Origin of the sequence: Pseudomonas sp. CCI4.2 (assembly GCF_034350045.1) — a bacterium.
Classification (GTDB): Bacteria; Pseudomonadota; Gammaproteobacteria; order Pseudomonadales; family Pseudomonadaceae; genus Aquipseudomonas.
In genome coordinates this window covers 4,218,305-4,237,226 of record NZ_CP133781.1, presented here as the reverse complement: position 1 = coordinate 4,237,226, position 18,922 = coordinate 4,218,305, and the positions used below count along the sequence as shown (strand labels likewise).

At 56.1% G+C, this 18,922-nt stretch carries 15 protein-coding genes and 1 pseudogene; 6 read left to right on the top strand and 10 right to left on the bottom strand.

Going from position 1 to position 18,922, the window contains the following annotated elements; all coding sequences use genetic code 11:
- Window positions 1–60: 60 nt before the first annotated feature.
- The 3 genes from RHM65_RS19200 to RHM65_RS19190 all read right to left on the bottom strand — a co-directional run bounded on the left by RHM65_RS19200 (window position 61) and on the right by RHM65_RS19190 (window position 2,226).
- Window positions 61–1,185 carry a CaiB/BaiF CoA-transferase family protein gene (locus RHM65_RS19200; RefSeq protein ID WP_322170196.1) on the bottom strand — a complete coding sequence of 375 codons (1,125 nt, stop codon included), beginning with the start codon at window positions 1,183–1,185 and terminating at the stop codon, window positions 61–63.
- A 90-nt stretch (window positions 1,186–1,275) separates the two neighbouring features.
- Complete coding sequence (locus tag RHM65_RS19195; protein ID WP_322170198.1) at window positions 1,276–1,605, bottom strand: hypothetical protein; 330 nt, start codon at window positions 1,603–1,605, stop codon at window positions 1,276–1,278.
- 60 nt (window positions 1,606–1,665) lie between these two features.
- Window positions 1,666–2,226 (bottom strand): Rrf2 family transcriptional regulator, encoded by a 561-nt coding sequence (locus RHM65_RS19190; RefSeq protein WP_322183913.1) that lies wholly within the window; start codon window positions 2,224–2,226, stop codon window positions 1,666–1,668.
- A gap of 294 nt (window positions 2,227–2,520) precedes the next feature.
- Between RHM65_RS19190 and RHM65_RS19185 the strand changes: the two genes are divergently transcribed.
- Window positions 2,521–3,723 carry an NAD(P)/FAD-dependent oxidoreductase gene (locus RHM65_RS19185; protein ID WP_322183911.1) on the top strand — a complete coding sequence of 401 codons (1,203 nt, stop codon included), beginning with the start codon at window positions 2,521–2,523 and terminating at the stop codon, window positions 3,721–3,723.
- A 22-nt stretch (window positions 3,724–3,745) separates the two neighbouring features.
- Window positions 3,746–3,880 (top strand): annotated as a pseudogene (locus tag RHM65_RS19180) (acyl-CoA dehydrogenase family protein); the annotation flags it as partial.
- Window positions 3,881–3,916: 36 nt separating this feature from the next.
- On the opposite strand, the gene RHM65_RS19175 reads toward RHM65_RS19180, so the two are convergent.
- Complete coding sequence (locus tag RHM65_RS19175) at window positions 3,917–4,873, bottom strand: GlxA family transcriptional regulator (RefSeq protein ID WP_322170206.1); 957 nt, start codon at window positions 4,871–4,873, stop codon at window positions 3,917–3,919.
- A 230-nt stretch (window positions 4,874–5,103) separates the two neighbouring features.
- Between RHM65_RS19175 and RHM65_RS19170 the strand changes: the two genes are divergently transcribed.
- The 3 genes from RHM65_RS19170 to RHM65_RS19160 all read left to right on the top strand — a co-directional run bounded on the left by RHM65_RS19170 (window position 5,104) and on the right by RHM65_RS19160 (window position 7,719).
- Window positions 5,104–5,706 carry a TetR/AcrR family transcriptional regulator gene (locus tag RHM65_RS19170; protein ID WP_322170209.1) on the top strand — a complete coding sequence of 201 codons (603 nt, stop codon included), beginning with the start codon at window positions 5,104–5,106 and terminating at the stop codon, window positions 5,704–5,706.
- Window positions 5,707–5,732: 26 nt separating this feature from the next.
- Window positions 5,733–6,410 carry a type 1 glutamine amidotransferase domain-containing protein gene (locus RHM65_RS19165; RefSeq protein ID WP_322170211.1) on the top strand — a complete coding sequence of 226 codons (678 nt, stop codon included), beginning with the start codon at window positions 5,733–5,735 and terminating at the stop codon, window positions 6,408–6,410.
- Between the two features lie 184 nt (window positions 6,411–6,594).
- Complete coding sequence (locus tag RHM65_RS19160; RefSeq protein WP_322170214.1) at window positions 6,595–7,719, top strand: alkene reductase; 1,125 nt, start codon at window positions 6,595–6,597, stop codon at window positions 7,717–7,719.
- A gap of 17 nt (window positions 7,720–7,736) precedes the next feature.
- Here RHM65_RS19160 and RHM65_RS19155 read toward each other — a convergent pair whose 3' ends face one another.
- The gene (locus tag RHM65_RS19155; RefSeq protein WP_322170216.1) at window positions 7,737–8,507 is read right to left on the bottom strand and encodes a class I SAM-dependent methyltransferase; all 771 of its coding nucleotides are present in this window, start codon (window positions 8,505–8,507) and stop codon (window positions 7,737–7,739) included.
- Between the two features lie 393 nt (window positions 8,508–8,900).
- Between RHM65_RS19155 and RHM65_RS19150 the strand changes: the two genes are divergently transcribed.
- Window positions 8,901–9,875: a quinone oxidoreductase gene (locus tag RHM65_RS19150; RefSeq protein WP_322170217.1), complete on the top strand. Its 975-nt coding sequence runs from the start codon at window positions 8,901–8,903 to the stop codon at window positions 9,873–9,875.
- A 72-nt stretch (window positions 9,876–9,947) separates the two neighbouring features.
- On the opposite strand, the gene RHM65_RS19145 is transcribed toward RHM65_RS19150, so the two are convergent.
- The 5 genes from RHM65_RS19145 to aldA form a co-directional block, all read right to left on the bottom strand.
- Window positions 9,948–11,570, bottom strand: a complete 1,623-nt coding sequence (locus tag RHM65_RS19145) for an MFS transporter (RefSeq protein WP_322170219.1) — start codon at window positions 11,568–11,570, stop codon at window positions 9,948–9,950.
- Between the two features lie 1,478 nt (window positions 11,571–13,048).
- The gene (locus RHM65_RS19140) at window positions 13,049–14,662 is read right to left on the bottom strand and encodes a GMC family oxidoreductase (protein ID WP_322170346.1); all 1,614 of its coding nucleotides are present in this window, start codon (window positions 14,660–14,662) and stop codon (window positions 13,049–13,051) included.
- Window positions 14,663–14,740: 78 nt separating this feature from the next.
- Window positions 14,741–15,958 carry a mandelate racemase/muconate lactonizing enzyme family protein gene (locus RHM65_RS19135; RefSeq protein ID WP_322170350.1) on the bottom strand — a complete coding sequence of 406 codons (1,218 nt, stop codon included), beginning with the start codon at window positions 15,956–15,958 and terminating at the stop codon, window positions 14,741–14,743.
- A gap of 1 nt (window position 15,959) precedes the next feature.
- Entirely contained in the window at window positions 15,960–17,273 is a 1,314-nt protein-coding gene (locus tag RHM65_RS19130) for an MFS transporter (protein WP_322170353.1), read from the bottom strand.
- Between the two features lie 151 nt (window positions 17,274–17,424).
- Window positions 17,425–18,849: an aldehyde dehydrogenase gene (aldA, locus tag RHM65_RS19125; protein WP_322170355.1), complete on the bottom strand. Its 1,425-nt coding sequence runs from the start codon at window positions 18,847–18,849 to the stop codon at window positions 17,425–17,427.
- Window positions 18,850–18,922 lie beyond the last annotated feature (73 nt).

Here is an 18,922-nt window from a genome sequence, read left to right as displayed (position 1 = left end):
GGTCGCGCTCAATCGCGCTCCTACACACTCATTTCTTCATTAGGTTATGAAAGTGCTGCGCTAAATCAACCGGTTAATCTCGTCCGTACTCAAACCTGCGGCCCTGAGAATTGCGACGCTGTGTTCGCCACGGCTGGGCACGCTGCCAATGCCACAGGAGGGCGTCGCGCAGAAGCGGGGCGCCGGTGCAGCTTGCAGCACGCCGTCATGAATGGCATACACCCCGCGAGCGGCCATGTGCGGGTGGGCCAAAGCTTCAACTGGGGTCAAGACCGGCGCGAAACAGGCATCGCTGCCTTCTAGCAGGTCGATCCAGTATTGGCGTGGTTCACTGGCGAACAGCCCGGTCAAGCGTTCGCGCAACGGGCCCCAGAAGCTAGGGTCGTAGGGATTCTTGAATTCCGGGTCGTCGCCCAGCCCGAGTGTGTTGAACAGTTGGGCATTGAATTGCGGCTCTAGCGCTTGAATGCTGATGAAGTGGCCATCGGCGCATGCATAAGTACGCGCCCAGTGCGGACCGTCGAGTAACCCCGTACCACGCGCCATAGGCTGGTGGCCGGCGGCGTGCGCGGACAGCATCAGGTTCATCAGGTTGGCGCTGCCATCGACGATCGCAGCGTCCACCACTTGCCCCACGCCACGGGTGCTGGCATTGAGGATGCCGGCCAGAATTCCCATTGCCAAATACAGCGCACCGCCGCCCAGATCACCCACTAAGGTCGGTGGCGACAGCGGTGGTGAGCCAGGTTCCCCGGAAAACCACAAGGCGCCGGAAAGGGCGATGTAATTAAGGTCATGGCCGGCGAACTGAGCCAGCGGCCCGTGTTGACCCCAGCCAGTCATGCGTCCGTAGACCAGGCGCGGATTGCGCGCCAGGCACACGTCCGGTCCCAGCCCCAGGCGTTCCATGACGCCTGGGCGCATGCCTTCGATGAGGGCGTCCGAACCTTCGATCAGGCGCAGCACGGCTTCGATGGCGGCAGGGTCTTTGAGGTCCAGCGCGACCGAGCGTTTTCCGCGATTAACGATGGCGTGCTTGCCCAGGTCGAACGTGTCGCCGCCTTTGGCGCTGCTGCGCTCAACCAGAATGACCTCGGCGCCCATGTCAGCCAACAACATGCCGCAAAACGGTCCCGGCCCGATGCCAGCGATCTCGACAATCCGTACGCCGTCCAATACTCCCATGGGAGATGCTCCTTTGAATGAGGGTGGTCGGGACATTGGTATTGATTCCGGCGCTGTCGCATTTCCTCTTCAAAAACCCTCGATAACGCACTACTGGCCCATGCGCGACAACGTGTCGCGCATGGGTGCCACTGACACGCCGACCCATCCGTCCAGTGGCCGGCTCAGTTCTTCAATCAGATAGATCGCCCCGGAGGTGGAGAGGGCGCACATCAGCAGCGCCACGATAATCGTGCCGTTGCGCGGTGCAATCAAGCCGGTCGCTAACTTGACCACGCCAATGGACTCATCACTCAGGTGGTGAGCGGGCAGACGCTCTCGCACGTATAACCCCAACCAGGCGCTGCCGAATACGCAGACAAATACACCCAGTGCGAGCAAAAGATGATTCAAGCTATCGGCCTCGGTTTTGGTATTCATCGGGTCTGAGCATAGCTGTGATGGTGGTAACCGCTTTAAGTGACGGCTACCGCCAATAATTCAGTCGGAAATATCCACCACTGAAAGGGTATCGTCCCGAGTAGGCGTAGCCCTTTTTTTCTCGCGCCGATCATTGATCCATTGATCCACTTGCACGGGAAAATTCGCGGGCGCTTTTCGTCCCAGTTTTCGTGCGAGGTCAAGAATGGTCTGCTGCGCAAGGGCTTCTTCCATACGGTCCTGTGCCACCGACATCTCGGCATGAACGGCGCAACTGCCTTCCAGTGCCCACGAGGGCGGGGACCCTTCGAACAGCGCACATCGACCCCGAATTTCGCGGCAGTCGAAAATCAGCTTGCGGCCGTCGATGGCGTTGACGATGTCGAGAATACTGATCTCGTCCGAGGGTTTGGCCAGCTTGAAACCACCCCGCACGCCTTCAGTGGCCACGACCAAATTCGCCTTGGCCAGCTTGGTGAAGATTTTGGCCAGATAGTCCAGAGGCACACCTTGCAGCTCGGCCAGCTCGCGGACGCTGGCTTCCCGGCTCTCGCCACGCTCACCCACCAAAAAAATCAGGCAATGAATGCCGTACTCAACGCCTGCGCTGTAAAGAGACATAGGTATCTCCGACTAATATGGTCGCCATATTATCAGTGAGCCGCAATGCCGGCAACGCGGCTGACGCAGTGAAGGTATTTCTGTTTCAAACCCAGGTGCACCGGTTCTCAAGCAGTTAGTGGTTTGCAGGAATCTGGTGAAGGGTCCAAAAAAAACAGCTGGAGCTAATCCTAAATAACGGTTGTATTTTTTAACGGCGACCAATAGAGTCGTAGTTAATGGCGTTCAGGCGCTACCGATGAGCGCAACATCCACCGTGTTCCGCGCTCCCGGTTTACCCTTTTGGAGTTAACAATGAAACAGCATATCTTGGTCATCGGCGCAGGGTTTGGTGGTATGTGGACCGCATTGAGTGCCACCCGGCTGCTCAACATACATGACCGCCACAACGTTGAAGTTACGGTGTTGGCCCCACAGGCCCAGCTGCGCGTACGTCCGCGCCTCTACGAGCCTGACGCCCATCACTTGTTCGCGCCGATTGGCGAGCTGTTCGATGCGGTAGGTGTGAAGTTCATCAAGGGTGCAGCGCAGACCATCGATGTGCACTTAAAGCAGGTTGGCTACAGCGATGCGTCAGGTGCCAAACACGTGCTCAGCTACGACAAACTCGTTCTGGCTAGCGGCAGCCGGCTCGCGGCCTCCAACACTCAAGGCGTGGCCAAATACGCCTTTGACGTCGACCAGATCGAAACTGCGGTGCGCCTTGAAGACCATCTCAAATCTTTGGCTAACGTGCCAGAAAGCAAAGCACGCAACACCGTAGTGGTGGCCGGCGGTGGCTTTACCGGGATTGAAACTGCGACTGAAATGCCAGCGCGTCTGCGGGCCATCTTGGGTGAGGGCGCAGACATCGAAGTGATCATCGTCGATCGAGGAGAAAAAATCGGCACGTCCATGGGCGTTGAAATCAGCGAGTCGATTGCCGAAGCCAGCGCTGAACTGGGCGTGAAATGGAGCTTGAAATCGTCGGTAGTTGCCGTCGATGAAAACGGCGTGACCCTGTCTGATGGTCGGCACATCGACGCCAAGACCGTGGTCTGGACCACCGGCGTTCGCGCCAGCTCACTGACAGAACAGATCCCCGGCGAACGTGATGCCCTTGGCCGCTTGCACGTGGATGGCCAGCTCAAGGTCATTGGCCAAGAAGACATTTTTGCCACCGGCGATGTGGCCTACGCTGCCACCGATGACATTGGCAATCACGCACTGATGACCTGCCAGCACGCCATCGTATTAGGTCGCCATGCGGGCAATAACGTTGCTGCGCAGATACTCGGCGTGACGCCGACCCCGTACAGCCAACCTAAATACGTCACCTGCCTGGATTTGGGTGCCTGGGGTGCGGTGTATACCGAAGGTTGGGATCGTCAGGTCAAACTGATCAAACAGGAAGGCAAGTCACTCAAGACCCAGATCAATACCGTGTGGATTTACCCCCCGGCGGCTAACCGCGAAACCGTATGGGCCGCCGCGGACCCTTTGATTCCGATTGCCTGATTCGTCCTGGCGGTGATCGCCTGTGCCCACGCCAGACATCGCCGCCATAGCCAAACTGCTGGGCTCAGAGATGCAAGGCAAGCTGCTGGATGAGTTCCTGCAACTGCATGGCGGTTATGGGTTCATGAGCGAATATAAGATCAGCCGGGCATGGGCGCACGTTGTAGGGCTTGTGAGCAGCGCGAAGGCGTCTTCAGCTCATGGTTACGCCGGCCGCTGCGTTGAACAGTGGCTTGTGCATGGCTTGCGGCGGTTGACCGAACGCACGCAGGAACGCTTGGCGCATCCGTTCCCGATCACCGAACCCGGTCTCAGTGGCGACCACTTCTATCGGATGGCGGCTGGTCTCCATCATCGTCCTCGCCGCTTCGACACGCAGGCGCTCAATGGCCTTGGCCGGGGTTTGCCCGGTTTCCTCGCGAAACACTCGGCTGAATTGACGCGGACTTAACCTTGCAACCGCCGCGAGCGCTTCGACCGATAGGTCGTAGGTCAAATTCTCTCGCGCATAGGCTAACGCCAACTGCACACGATCAGATTTAGGGTCCAGTTCCAGCAGCGCCGACAACTGCGATTGTTCGCTGCCGCGCCGTTGGTAGATGACCAGTTTTCGGGCGATTCTGCGGGCCAAGTCGCTGCCCAAATCGTTTTCGACCATTGCCAGTGCAAGGTCAACGCCGGCGCTCATCCCTGCGCCGGTCCAGACGTGGCCGTCGACCACGAACAATCGATCTTCCTCAAGGCGAATGCCCGGATAGCGCTTTTTAAACGCCGGTGCGTGAAGCCAATGCGTGGTTGCGCGCTTGCCCTCGAGCAAACCGGCCTCGGCGAGGACAAACACGCCCATGCACAACGAAACGATCCGCCGCGACTGCGCAGACGCGGCCCTGACGAAGTCGAGCAAGTTTTTTTCCGGCAAGCGGAATTCCAGGTAACCGCTAACGATCAGCGTGTCATAGCCCTCGGCGCGCATGGGCTCGCTGTTCACCGAGTAGCCTGCTGAGGTCATGACGGCGCCGCCGGTTTCTGACACCAGGTGAAACTCATAGGCCTGCTCGCCACGGAGCAAGTTCGCACACTCGAACACCGAGCCCAACGAGAGACTAAGCGATTGAAAATTGGGGTAAATAATCAGCGCGACGCTATGCATTCAACCGCTCCGGGGAATTTGTCATAGGGCGTGATTGTCAGTGCCTGCCGTGCAAGTGGCAACTTACTTCTGATCATTGAAACGTTATTCCCATCAGCACCTCGCTGATCTTCAATCACGTCAGCCCGATGTCCGGAATCCTTGCGGATACGACATTGCGCAGGTTTTTGTCGGCCTCTAACATTCACCTCAACGGCGTAGACGACTGGTCTACTTAGCGGCGGTGATTGATGACGACGAGCGCAAGCAAACCGGTGAAACAGAGCATCCTTGATGCCGCGCAGTTGATTGTGAGCAAGAAAGGCTTTTCAGCAGTAGGCCTGAACGAGGTGCTTAAAGCCGCTAACGTTCCGAAAGGCTCGTTTTACCATTACTTTGGTTCCAAGGACGTGTTCGGTGTTGCGCTGTTGGATGACTATTTCGAGACTTATTTGAAAGGGGTCGAAGCGCTTTTCCAGCGGTCCGATGTACCTGAAGGTCACAAGTTAATGCTGTATTGGCAACGATGGATTGAAAACCAAACCAAGGGGACTGATTCAGGCAAGTGCCTGGCAGTCAAGTTGGGCGCTGAGGTCGCCGATCTTTCCGAACCCATGAGGTCGGCACTTGATCGCGGCACTTCGCGGATCATCAAGTGCCTGGAGGGCGCCGTGTCTCGAGGCGTTGAACAAGGCTCACTGACGATTGATCAAGCACCCGCAGCGCTGGCATCACGCTTGTATTCGTTATGGCTGGGGGCGAGCGTGATGGCCAAGATCACCCGTACCTCCGATCCATTTGACCAAGCGCTGTTGATGACTCGACAGCTTTTGGGCTGCACCGAACCCTATTGAAACCTATCCACCCCGAGGAAGCAGACATGAAAGTATTGATGGTATTGACCTCGCACGACACGTTGGGCAGCACCGGGAAAAAAACCGGATTCTGGCTCGAAGAGTTCGCCTCGCCTTATTACACCTTCAAGGACGCTGGGGCCCAAGTGCTGCTGGCATCGCCAGCCGGCGGCCAACCACCGCTAGACCCGAAGAGTGATGACGCCGACGCTCAGACTGAAATGACCGAACGTTTCAAGGCGGACCCCGTAGCGCAACAGGCCTTGGCCAGCACCGTGAAGTTGGAAACAGTCAACGCCGCAGATTTTGATACGGTGTTTTACCCAGGTGGTCACGGGCCTTTGTGGGACTTGGCAGAGTCGAGCACCTCAATCGCCTTGATCGAAGCGTTCGAGCGCGCCGGTAAGCCTATCGGCTTTGTCTGCCATGCTCCCGGCGCCTTGCGTCACGTCAAGGCGGCTAATGGTCAACCCTTGGTGAAAGGCCGTCGGGTTACCGGCTTTACCAACGCGGAAGAAGCGGCGGTCGGGCTCACTGAGGTGGTGCCGTTCCTGATTGAGGACGAATTCCAGGCACTGGGTGCTGATTACCAGAAAGGCGCCGATTGGCAGCCGTTTATCATCGAAGACGGCCAATTGATAACCGGGCAGAACCCTGCAAGTTCCGAGGGTGTTGCCAAAGCACTGTTAAATCGGTTGGCTTGAACCCGCTGATTTAAACCCAGTGGCTTAGTTGTACCGCATGAGTGTGTGCAAACACATGACCTCAACCCAGTAGATGCGCAGTTTCCACTGCGCATCGAAGCGTGTCACAGGATTAGACGCACGGCCGACCTGATTTCAACCTAACAAGGCCAGGTGTTTAATTTCTTAATCCGGAATACCCAGCATGAACAATGACGCTCTATTTACCCACGTTAAGTTGGGTCGCCTTACCCTGAAAAACCGTATCGTTTTCCCGCCACTGACCCGCCAGAGAAGCGCCCAGCCCGGTGACATCGCCACCGACTTGATGTCGCTGTACTACCGGCAGCGTGCAACGGCAGGCTTTATGGTTAGCGAAGGCACCCAGATCGAGCCGCGAGGGCAAGGTTATGCCTGGACACCCGGCATCTACACCCAGGCGCAAATCGATGGCTGGAAGAAAGTGACCGAGGCGGTGCATGCCGACGGCGGCGTGATCTTCGCGCAACTCTGGCACGTTGGGCGGGTTTCGCATAATGCCTTGCAGCCCAACGGTGAATCCCCAGTGGCGCCGTCGGCTATTCAGGCGCAGAAAGTCAAGGCGTTCATCGAAACCGCTCCAGGCACTGGCGACCTGGTAGAGCCGTCCATGCCGCGTGCATTAAGCACGGGTGAGGTTAAAGCGCTGGTGGGTCTCTACGCACAAGCGGCAAGCAATGCCTTGGCGGCAGGTTTCGACGGTGTCGAAATTCATTCGGCAAACGGCTATTTGGTCAACCAGTTCATCTCTGAGCACGCCAACCAGCGTGATGATGAATACGGCGGCTCGCTGGAGAATCGGCTACGTTTCCTGCGGGAGATTGTCCAGGCCGTGGTCGAGGTGGTTGGTCCTGACCGTCTGGGCGTGCGTTTCTCCCCGTTGTTCACCAGTACCGACGAGGACCGTGTGTATATCGGGCTCGTCGAAGAAGACCCGCATCACACCTACATTGAAGCGATCAAGGTGCTGGAGAACGCGGGTATTGCCTACGTCTCCATCGCCGAAGCTGACTGGGACAACGCACCCGATTTGCCCGAGCAATTCCGCCGCGATGTTCGCCGTGCATTCAGCGGCCGTATCATCTATGCCGGGCGTTATACCGCCGAACGCGGCGCGCGGCTCATTGACGCGGGTCTGGCTGATCTCATCGCTTTTGGCCGGCCCTACATTGCCAACCCCGACTTGCCAGAACGGATGATCAACGGCTGGCCTCTCAACCCACTGAATCACAGTGGTCTCTACGGCGGAACTGAGGTCGGTTTCACCGATTACCCGGTGTACCCTGGGTAAACGCCTGGCTGTTTTTTTCAATCCAGTCGCTGGCAGCGATAGGCCTGGGTTTGATAGGGGAACTCAATGGTGTCGCGTCCGCGCAGCGCCGGATGGGTTGCAATCAAGCTTCGCAATTGCTCTGCCACCTGTGCTTTCTCTTGGGAAGGTAGGGCCGCGATGAAACTCACTGACAGGAAGCGGTCCATGATTACCGTCTCAGCGGTGCCTGTGTGGGAGTAGTTTAGGCAGGTCACTTCAGGCGCCGAAAAATAGCGGCCGTTGAACGGTAGTCGCCAATTCCCCGTGTGAAAGCGCGGTGTATCAGATTCGTAGGGGGTAATGATGTCGGTGATGGCCGCCACCCAGTCCACCGACTCGTCGCGCACATTCCAGACTAGCCCAAGTCGACCGTTCGGCTTAAGCACTCGGTGAATCTCGGCCAGCGCTGTTTCGTTTGCAAACCAGTGGAAAGCTTGGGCGCAGACTAAAGCGTCGGCCGCTCCAGCAACCAAAGGCAGAGATTCTGCAGTTCCTTCCAAAATTTTTACTTCTGGTAGCTGCTTTGCAAATTCGAGTCGCATGGCCTCGACCGGTTCGATGGCGATAACATTTTTTGCTATGGGCGTTAGTAATCGAGTGAATTTACCGGTACCGGCCCCTAAATCAATGACCGTCGATTCAGCATTGATTTCCAGCGCGTCGGTGAGCCACGGCTGTATTGCGCTTGGATAGCCCGGACGTCCGAGGGCGTAAGTACCCGCTTCCTTGGAAAAACCTAACTGAGCAGCTTTGTGAACGAACGTCATTTCCAGCAAGCCTCGATAGGGATGGCGGTTAATACCGGGTAACGATGTCAGAGCTGAACGCATCGTCCGTTTGACATCGTTATTCGTGGATGGCTGCTCAGTCGGTGCCCTCGACAATCATCCGCGAGCAAGCGCTTTGCATCCATATTTTTGAAGCTTTCGGTTGCCCCGAGGGCGTAGATTGCACAGGGATCAGGAGTTCTCACTTCAACATGGGTACCCGATAAGCTTCAGGCATGAGAGATGTTTGCGCGCAATCGTTCGCCAAGCCACATTACCAAGCATCCACTGCACCTGAAAACCCTTGATAGTCATGTCATTTCTCGTCTCGCCAGTTAAACACTGGATACCGCCCGCAGTTTGCTGCGCGCAGTGCACAACAAGGAGCACTTTATGGTTTCTGTCGTCAAGTTCACTCATGCAGGTGCACCCGAAGTCTTGCAGGTCGAAGAGGTCGGTCAGTCCGCTCCTGGTGCAGGCGAGGTATGGTTGGAACAGGAGGCGATTGGCGTCAACTTCCTCGATATCACCCAACGCAATGGCGCGGTGCCGGTGACATTACCCAGCGGCTTAGGTCTGGAGGGTGCGGGCCGTGTAGCAGCAGTGGGTGAGGGCGTAGACAACGTCAATGTGGGTGACCGCGTGGCGTACGCGACTGGGCCACTGGGAAGTTATGCGAGTGGGCGCCTGTATCCCGCAAATAAACTGGTAAGAATTCCGGACTCGATGACGTTCGAAGAAGCGGCCGCCGTTCTATTTAAGGGCATCACCGCACAGTACCTCCTCAAGTCGACCTATCCCGTCGGGCCTGGCACTGTCATGGTGCTCTACGGCGTTGCAGGCGGTCTCGGCGAGATCATGGCACCTTGGGCCAAACACCTTGGCGCATTCGTGATAGGCATCGTTTCTCGTGAGCAGAGCGTTGATAAGGCTAAAGCACTGGGGTGCGACGCGGTACTGGTTTTCAACCCGCAGACACTTGCAGCCGATGTTGCGCGAATCACTGATGGCAAGAAAGCGGACGTCGTCTACGATCCAATCGGACGCGTGTCATTCGAAGCCTCGCTGAACTCCCTAAAACCTCGAGGTTTGATGGTTTCGTTCGGTGCATCATCCGGTGCGCCTGCGCCTTTGGAAATAAGCACGTTGAACGCGAAAGGGTCGCTGTTTCTGACTCGACCCTCCATCGTCGCGCACACCACCGATATCGCCGAATATCAACACCGCGCTAAAGATGTACTGGCCGCGGTCGAGGCCAGCATCATCAAACCCATGATCCGAGGCCGCTACGCCTTGTCCGATGTGGCCCAGGCCCATGCCGCCCTTGAAAGCGGCACGTCGTCGGGTACCCTCGTTCTCATACCGTGACTTCACCTTGGAACGTGCTGGGTAGCTAGGCGCGGGCCAGCACTACGATTCGTTGCTCAAAACGGGTGTTATTTAAACGTGGTCCAAGTCAACGTCTTTGGTTTCCTTGAGGCAGAAGATACCGACCACCAAGCTAACTCCCGTCACTAGCACCGGATACCACAGGCCGTAAAAAATATCCCCGGTGTACACCACCAAGGCAAACGATACCGTTGGAAGAAACCCGCCAAACCAACCATTACCGATGTGGTAGGGCAGGGACATGGAGGTATAGCGAATGCGGGTCGGGAACAACTCGACCATGACGGCCGCCAACGGGCCATACGTCATGCAGGCGATGAGAATCAGGGCAACAATTATCACCACCACCATGGGTTGATTGACCTTGCTGCTATCAGCCTTGGCGGGGTAACCGGCGTCCATGACGGCTTTGTGAACGACTGCTTCATCGAAGCCCTGGATATGCTGTTCACCAATACTGATCACCACCGGGCTGCCAGTCGGGGCGTTTTGCGAGCTGTAAGGCAAGCCCAACTTTGCAAGATAGGTTTTGGTTTTGTCGCACGGACTGTCAAATTTGGCCTTTCCCACCGGATCGAATTGGAAGGTACAGGATGCAGGATCCGCCAAGACGGTGATCGGCGCCTGATGGCTGGCCCGGTCAATTTCAGGGTTGCCGTAATGACTCAGTGCTTTGAACAGCGGGAAGTACAGCACCGTGGCCAGCAGCAGGCCGGCCATAATGATGGGTTTGCGCCCGATCTTGTCCGACAGTGCGCCAAAGATCACGAAAAATGGCGCGCCAATTACCACGCTGATGATGAGCAGCATGTTGGCCTGCGAAGGGTCCATCTTCAAGAATTGAGTCATGAAAAACAGCACGTAGAATTGTGCGGTATAGAAGGTCACCGCTTGCCCGGCATTGATGCTGAACAGCGCGATGAGCACGATTTTGAGGTTTTCCCAAGAACCGAACGATTCACGGATCGGCGATTTGCTCGCCTTGCCCTCGGCCTTTATTTTCACGAAGGCGGGCGACTCATGCATGCTCATGCGGATCCAGGTCGAAACCACCACCATGATGATCGAAAGCAGGAACGGAATGCGCCAGCCCCAGACCTCAAACTGGTCGCCAGTGATGTACCGGCAGGCCAAGATCACTAGCAGTGACAGCAGCAGCCCGAGGGTGGCGGTTGACTGAATCCATCCGGTAAATTTTCCGCGCTTACCCATAGGCGCATGTTCCGCTACATAAGTTGCGGCGCCACCGTACTCACCACCTAGGGCCAGACCCTGAAGCATGCGCAGGACTACAAGAGTAATCGGTGCGGCGATGCCCCAGCTGGCGAAGGCAGGCAGCAGACCGACCAGGAAGGTCGACAAACCCATCAGGATAATGGTCATCAGAAACGTATACTTTCGGCCGATCATGTCACCCAGGCGGCCGAACACCAATGCGCCGAATGGCCTAACCAGAAAGCCCGCAGCAAAGGTCATCAAGGCGAAGATAAAGGCGGTAGTGTCGTTGACACCTGCGAAGAATTGTTTGCCGATGATGGCGGCGAGGGCACCGTACAAGAAGAAGTCATACCATTCAAAAATCGTCCCGAGGGACGACGCGAAAATGATCTTTCTCGCTCCGTGATCAGAAACGTGCGACCCCACAATTGCTGTTTTTGGCATTGTATTAGACATGTCTCGAGATCCTTGGCCCATGGGGCACAATGGCTATTATTTTTGTTGTTCCTCTAAGGTCTGCCGATGACCGAGCTATACGACAACCATCCCAGCAAGCCTTGCCTATTTGTACCAAGGTCCGGCCGGAGACTCTATTAAATTCTATGAACAGTGAGGAGGTTGAGGAGGGTGATAGTGCAGCGGGCGTAAATGGCCTTGCTTGTTGAAGCCATTCAGACCTTGCGTGAAGCGGGCTGTGCCAGCCCAAGCTGCTGACCACTGATGCAAATTCGCAAGGTAAATACGCTTTATACGCCTTTTAATTAACTAAACTAAATGGTCATTTAGTTTAGTTATAGCTTAAAGAATCAAAAAGCAGCTTAGTTGAATCTTTAATAGTCTGCCAAATATAATGGTAAGGCACATCGGGCGGAGCTTATACGCTTGACCCAACAATGCTTGCCAAGGTTCTCAAGCAACTGCTGATACACCAATAAAACCAAGCGCAGCAATCCTGGTAAGCATGATCTGCTGGCACCTTTGATGCCGTCCCTAAGCAGATCCGTTGCAACCAAAATCTAGACGGTCAGGACGATTGTTTAGCGAGATATCGCAATGTGTTCACCACAGCCGGTGTCCGTATAGTTTCACTGCGTGAGAATTTATGATCCGATTCTGATGGGTGTAATGCTGTGGACGTTGGCCAGCGTGGTGATTATCACAAAGCGTGCGGACCGCAGAATGTACCCACTGTGCATACATCGTCAGACAGAAAGCCTGATCAGGTGATGCGTAAGAGACAAGCGCTGCAGTTTGGCAAGCTTGACAGCCAACGAACTGATTGGTCGTTGCGCATAATGTATATTATGTTAAATAGCGTATCTGGGTGTGTGTTGGCTTGTTGTTGTCTGTTTCCACTAACCTACGCACCCGATTCCACAAACCCCCGAAATCCCGGCAAATCAGCAACCTCACGGCTTCTCGTGCTTGCATGTCAGCCATGACCGTACTCCTCCGTTTGAGTTTTTCAGCATAGCTGGGTCGATGAATGCGTATGGATCAAATTGAAGTAGTGCATCTGAGCGTCGACTTTTAAGTTATGTCAGCGGCTCACATTCACCAATCAGCACCGGCCGGACGTACAGCTCAAACAGAAAGTCTTTGAATAGCGACGTCCATCCCCTCACCTAACCATCACTCGCGTGCTGTGGAAACGTTCACCGTATTCGGCAAAAAACCATTGCTGTTCTGGCCAACAGCCCTACCCCTTTTTTCAGTATCTTCCGGCAACCTTAGGCCCGACACTTTTAGTGATTTTGAGAACCTTCCCAAGAAAGGCAAAGTCCTCCTCTCGAGGATGTGCGCATTCCACCACAAGACAAGCAGCCTTTGGGTCGTGAGGCCGTCAACCACGGTTTTCAGCCGGGCTTCATTAGTCCGAAAAGCGAATGCTGCCATCATGCCTGAGATGCGTATCAAATTTGGCGGCAAAAAACTCACGCCCCCCGCAATATCAAATCCGCACCTTTCTCTGCCACCATCAACACCGCTGCATGGGTATTTCCAGAAGTCAGATTAGGAAAAATCGAAGCATCGACAATCCGCAATCCTTTAATCCCATGAACCTTCAATTCCTTATCTACCACCGAGTTGTGCTCATCCGCGCCCATGGCACAGGACCCGCACAGGTGGTAAATCGAACCACTGTTTTCACGGAAGTACTGCAGCATCTGTTCATCGCTTTCGACCGCTGGCCCCGGCAGTACTTCTTCGACGGTGATGCCTTTGAGCGCTGGCGCTTGCATGATTTTACGCATCAGCCGACTGCCTTGAATCACTTCGTCGATGTCTTTTTGTGTACTCAGGTAGTTCGGGTCGATAAGCGCTGCGTCCCGTGGATTTTTGGACGCAATTTCGATTGCTCCACGGCTGGTAGGTCTGCATGGGTTGAAGCACAACAGGAAGCCTGAATACGGCTCTGGCTTGAGGCTTGCCTTGTTGTTTTTTGGAATTTGATACGAAAGCGGATTGAAATACAACTGCAGGTTGGGGTAGGCCTGAGCCTCATTGCCGCGGAAAAAACCGCCCGCCTGGTTGACGCTCATGGCCAGTGCGCCTTTGCGAGTCAGCAGGTACTTCAAGCCCAGTTTGAACTGACCGAACAGCGAGCTGAGTTGGTCGTTAAGGGTTGGGATATTGGCCTTGTAGTAGTAACTGGCACACAGGTGATCTTGCAGGTTCTGGCCTACCGCTGGCAGGTGCTTGACCAAGGGAATCGCATGTTTGGCCAATAATGCCTGATCACCCACGCCCGACAATTGCAGAATCTTTGGTGTGTCCACGGCACCGGCACAGAGGATCACTTCCTTGTTGGCCGTGAACGTGCGAACCACGCCGTTCTGGGTCACGGAAATCCCGGTGGCGCGCTGTTGCGCTTCATCGAATATCACCCGGTCAACCAATGCGTGAAGCTCTACAGTCAAGTTAGGCCGGCTCAATGCAGGGTGCAAATGCGCAAAGCTGCTGGAGCAGCGCTGGCCTTTGCGGGTGTTGACGTCGTAGATGCCTGAACCTTCAAATGTCGGGCCGTTGAAGTCGTCGCTGTGGGGATACCCCAGTTCGTCGCAGCCCTTGAGAAATACATCGCAAATGGGATGGGTCTGCCCCTTCATCGGCGTGATGCTGATAGGACCGCTACCGCCGTGGTATTCGCTGTCGCCCAGTGGGTGATTTTCCAGTTTGCGGAAGTACGGCAGTACGTCTTTAAAACCCCAGCCTTCGTTGCCGTTGGCTGCCCAATCGTCGAAGTCGTGGGCCTGGCCGCGAACGAATATCATGGCGTTGATCGAGCCCGACCCACCCTGCACCTTGCCCCGTGGCGCGTAGATTTCACGGTTGTTCAATTGCTTTTGCGGTTGGCTGTAGTACATCCAGTTGAAGGTCGGGTTGTAATACATTTTGGCGAAGCCAACCGGAATCTTGAACCACAAAGAGCTGTCTTTGCCGCCCGCTTCCAGCAGCAACACGGTGTGCTTGCCCGACGCTGAAAGCCGGTTGGCGAGGATGCAACCTGCTGCGCCCGCGCCAGCGATGATGTAGTCATAAGTCATGTACGGTTACCGCGTAAGTCGTTTTAAAGCACCCGCATCAGGTGCCATGCCCCGCCCATTTAAAGGCGGGGGTGGTTCTCAGCCCCTGGCCGGGGAGGTGTCTTTAACGTCGGCGGGAGCGGCCGCCATTTGCAGGTGCAGGCGCTCGCCGGTGTAGGGCGAATGCTTGCGCACCACGTCCATGTTCAACTCCACGCCCAGGCCCGGCTCGGTGGACGGGATGATGTAACCGTCTTCCCATTGCAGCGGTTTGGTCAGGATTTCGGCATGGAATCCACCCCAAGTCATGATGCTTTCCTGGATCAGGAAGTTCGGCGTGCAGGTAGCCAGTTGAAAGCTCGCTGCCGCGCCAATGGGGCCGTTATAGAGATGCGGTGCAATTTGCGCGTAATAGGCTTCGGCCATGCTCGCGATCTTTTTGGCTTCCAGCAGGCCGCCACAGCGGGCGACGTTCATCTGCAAAATGGAGGCGGCACCGGTCTGCAAAACCTTGAAGAACTCATACTTGGTGGTCAGGCGTTCGCCGGTGGCAATGGGGATGCTGGTCTTGGCCGCGACTTGCGCCATGGCCTCTTCCTGACCCGGCGGCACTGGCTCTTCGAACCACAATGGGTCGTACTTTTCCAGGCGCTTGGCCAGACGGATCGCCGAGGACGGCACCATTTGCCCGTGGGTGCCAAACAACAGGTCGCATTTATCGCCCACCGCTTCGCGAATTTTGCGGCAAAAGGTTTCGCAGCGCTCTAACACTTCTAGGGAGATCTGGTGGCCGGAATACGCGGTATAAGGGCCGGCCGGATCGAACTTCAGCGCGGTGAAACCTTTGTTCATGTTTTCGATGGCGCATTCAGCCGCCAGGTCCGGGTCATCGTAGTCGTACTCGCCCTTGCTGTTGACCGGATACAGGTAGGTGTAGGAACGCAGGCGTTCATTGACCTTACCGCCGAGTAATTCGTAAACCGGTTTGTTCGCTGCTTTGCCGATGATGTCCCAGCACGCCATTTCCAGGCCGCTGACCACGCCCATCATGGTCAGGTCCGGACGCTGGGTGAACCCGCTGGAATAGGCCTGACGGAAGAAGCGCTCAATGTGGTGCGGGTCATGGTTGAGCAAGTAGCGTTCGAATACGTCTTCGATGATCGGCAGCATGGCTTTGGGGCCGAAGGTCGCAGCGTATATCTCGCCAACACCTTCGATACCGCAATCGGTTTTGATTTTGACGAACAACCAGTACATGCCACCAATGTGCGGTGGAGGTACGGCAACGATATGGGTTTCAAGGGCGACGATTTTCATCTCAGGCACCAGTCTGGTTCAAGGATTTACGATTGATACGCGCGCGCAATCCCAGAGCCGCGAAGGTCCCGAGCATGCCGACGAAGGCGATATAGCCGAAATAAAGCTGGTAACCGAATGCACCGGGGAAATTTTCGGTGAGGTAGCCATTGATCAGCGGAATGAAGGTGTCTGGCAGATACCCCACCACCGAAACAATGCCGATGGCGAGGCCGGTGATACGCAGCGGGATGTCGCAGGTGTCGAGAATGGCCCAATACAGGCCGCGGATGGCATAGGTCATCAGGCCAATGAAAATCACCGTACCGATCAGCAGTGCCAGACTGTTCAGCCCCGGGAACACTATCAAGCCCGCCATCCCCAAGGTCGCCAGCACCAGCGCCACGATCAGTACCGAGATATTGGAAAACTTGTCGCCGAGCAAACCTCCGCCAATACCACCAATGGGCCGCATCCATAACTTGATGGTGGTTATGGTCCCCGCCATGACCGCAGTCATACCGTTGCCTTGCAGGTAATCGGAGAAGCTATAGGTGGCCCAGAAGATGTGATAACCGCAAAACACAATGGCAGTTACCAGCCACAGCTCCGGGATTTTGACCAAGGTAGCCAAGTCCGCGAGCAGGTTGAAGCTGCCTTTCTGCTCCGCTGCGGTTTCAACCAGCGCCTTTGGATCTTTGATCAGCACCAGTGCAAAACCGATGGCGATGCAGATAAACGCGTACAGATAAACGACGTGTTTGAAACCTTCGGCTGCCGACTCGCCGCGGGTCTCGGTGGCGAAGGCAAAAAGCCCAAGGGCGATGGTGGCCAACAGCGCTTCTACCAAGCCGCGACCGCCATCAAGGATGCCGAAGAAGCGGCCCTGTTCAGTGTGGTGGGCAATCATTTTTACGCGTTTGAGCACCGAAGCCCAGAAGGTCAAACCGGTGGTCAGCCCCCAGCAACCAAAAATAATCATCAGGCCGGTCATGGACGGTGCGGTTGAATACCAAAGGCCCAATGCGCCGGTAGCGACCAGCGAAAAGAAGATTAAAAACCGTGGTGCAATCCGGTCGGCCAACCAGCCGCTGGGCAGATAGCTGAGCAGAAAGATCGTACCCAACATCGAATACAGGTACCCCAACTCACTGTGGCTGATGTGGAACACGTCGAGCATGGTGGTTTGGTAAACCTGACGCAGGTACAGGATCGGGTAGATCGCACCTGCGGCAAGTACCAACAACGACAACTGGATATAACGACTGGCCTTGTCACTGCGGCCTTTTAACGCCGAATTCTGAACAGCGGCAGCAGTGGATGCATGCTTGGACATCTGTGTGACCTCGGGCGTCCTGGTGATCCAGGTGCCCTGATAATTATTGTTTTAGGTGAAGCGGTAAGCGGTATAGAAACGGCCACAAGCGGCTAGCTGCGAACTAAAAACGGTTGGCGCTGAACGTGGCGTTTGAAGCCTGTAGCTGACCTTAAAACTTCATCACGACTAATCGAGTCTGGGTAAATTCGAGCATGCCGTGTTTACCGTCATCACCGCCCAGACCTGAGCGTTTCCAACCAGCGTGGTAACCCTGATACGGGTCGGCCGGGGTGCGATTGATGTACAGCTCACCGGACTCGATGGCGTTGGCCACTTTCATGGTGGTGCGGTAGTTCTCGGTGTACAGCACCGACGACAAACCAAATTGGTGGTCGTTGGCCATGGCCAACGCTTCGTCGATGTCGCGGTACTTGAGTACGGGTAGCACTGGGCCGAAGATTTCTTCCTGGACGATTTCCATGCCCTGACGGCAACCGCTGAGCAGGGTCGGCGGATAGAAATGGCCTTTGCCTTGCGGCAGCACGCCGCCTGCTTCCAATACAGCACCGTCGGCAATGGCGCGCTCAACCATGGCATGAATGTTTTGCTGGGCACTGGCGCTGACCAGGGGCCCCATCAGTCTGGCGTCGGTGCTGCGGTCACCGATTTTCACCGCCTTGATTTTGGTTCGGAGCAAAGCCAGAAATTCGTCGTAGACATTTTCTTGCACGTAGACGCGCTCTACTGCCGTGCACAGCTGGCCGCAATGAGTGGTCTTGGAGGCGATAATGTCGCTGGCGGCTTTTTCCAGGTCAGCGTCTGCTTCGATGATCGCCGGAGTTTTGCCGCCCAGCTCCAGAGAAGGTTTGGCGATGTTGGTCTTGCAGTAGTCCAGCACCACTCGCCCGGCGTTGACGCTGCCAGTCAAGGTGATCATCCCGACCGATTTGTGGGTGCACAAGGACGATGCCGTGGCGTGGTCCATGGTCAGGATGTTCACCACGCCTGCTGGCATGCCGGATTGCTGGACGGCCTTGGCGATTTCAAAGGCTGAAGTCGGCGTGTTGTTGCTCGGGCGCACTACCACGGTGTTGCCGGCAATCAGCGCCGGGGCGATTTTGCGCAGCAAGGTGTAAACCGGGTAGTTGAACGGAATAAGGCAGGCCACGACGCCGATCGGTTCGCGGTGCAAAAAGATGTTTTCGTCCGGGGCGTCGCTGGGAATGATTTCGCCTTCGATACGGCGTGCCCATTCAGCGTGGTAGCGGGTGATCTGCGCGGCATAACGGGCTTCGTTGCTGGCGTCGGCCACGCTTTTGCCGGACTCGCTGGCCAAGGCAGCACCGATGCTTTCGGCACAGGCATCAAGGGCATCAGCGAAGGCACGCAGGTGGTCGGCGCGCTCAATGCTGGTGAGCTTGCCCCAACCTTTCTGAGCAGCGGCGGCGGCATCTACTGCTGCAATGGCTTCGCTGGCAGTGGCGGCGGCTACATGACCGACCAAGGCTTCGGTCGCGGGGTTGTACACCGCGATCGATGCGTCGCTGGTCGGTTCAATGAAGTGGCCGTTTACAAAGTTTCGCTCTAATCGCATGTCAATCGCCCATCGTTGTTTTTATCCAGTCACCGCAGTCTTGTCATCCGCGCCGGGTTGAACAAACGATTTA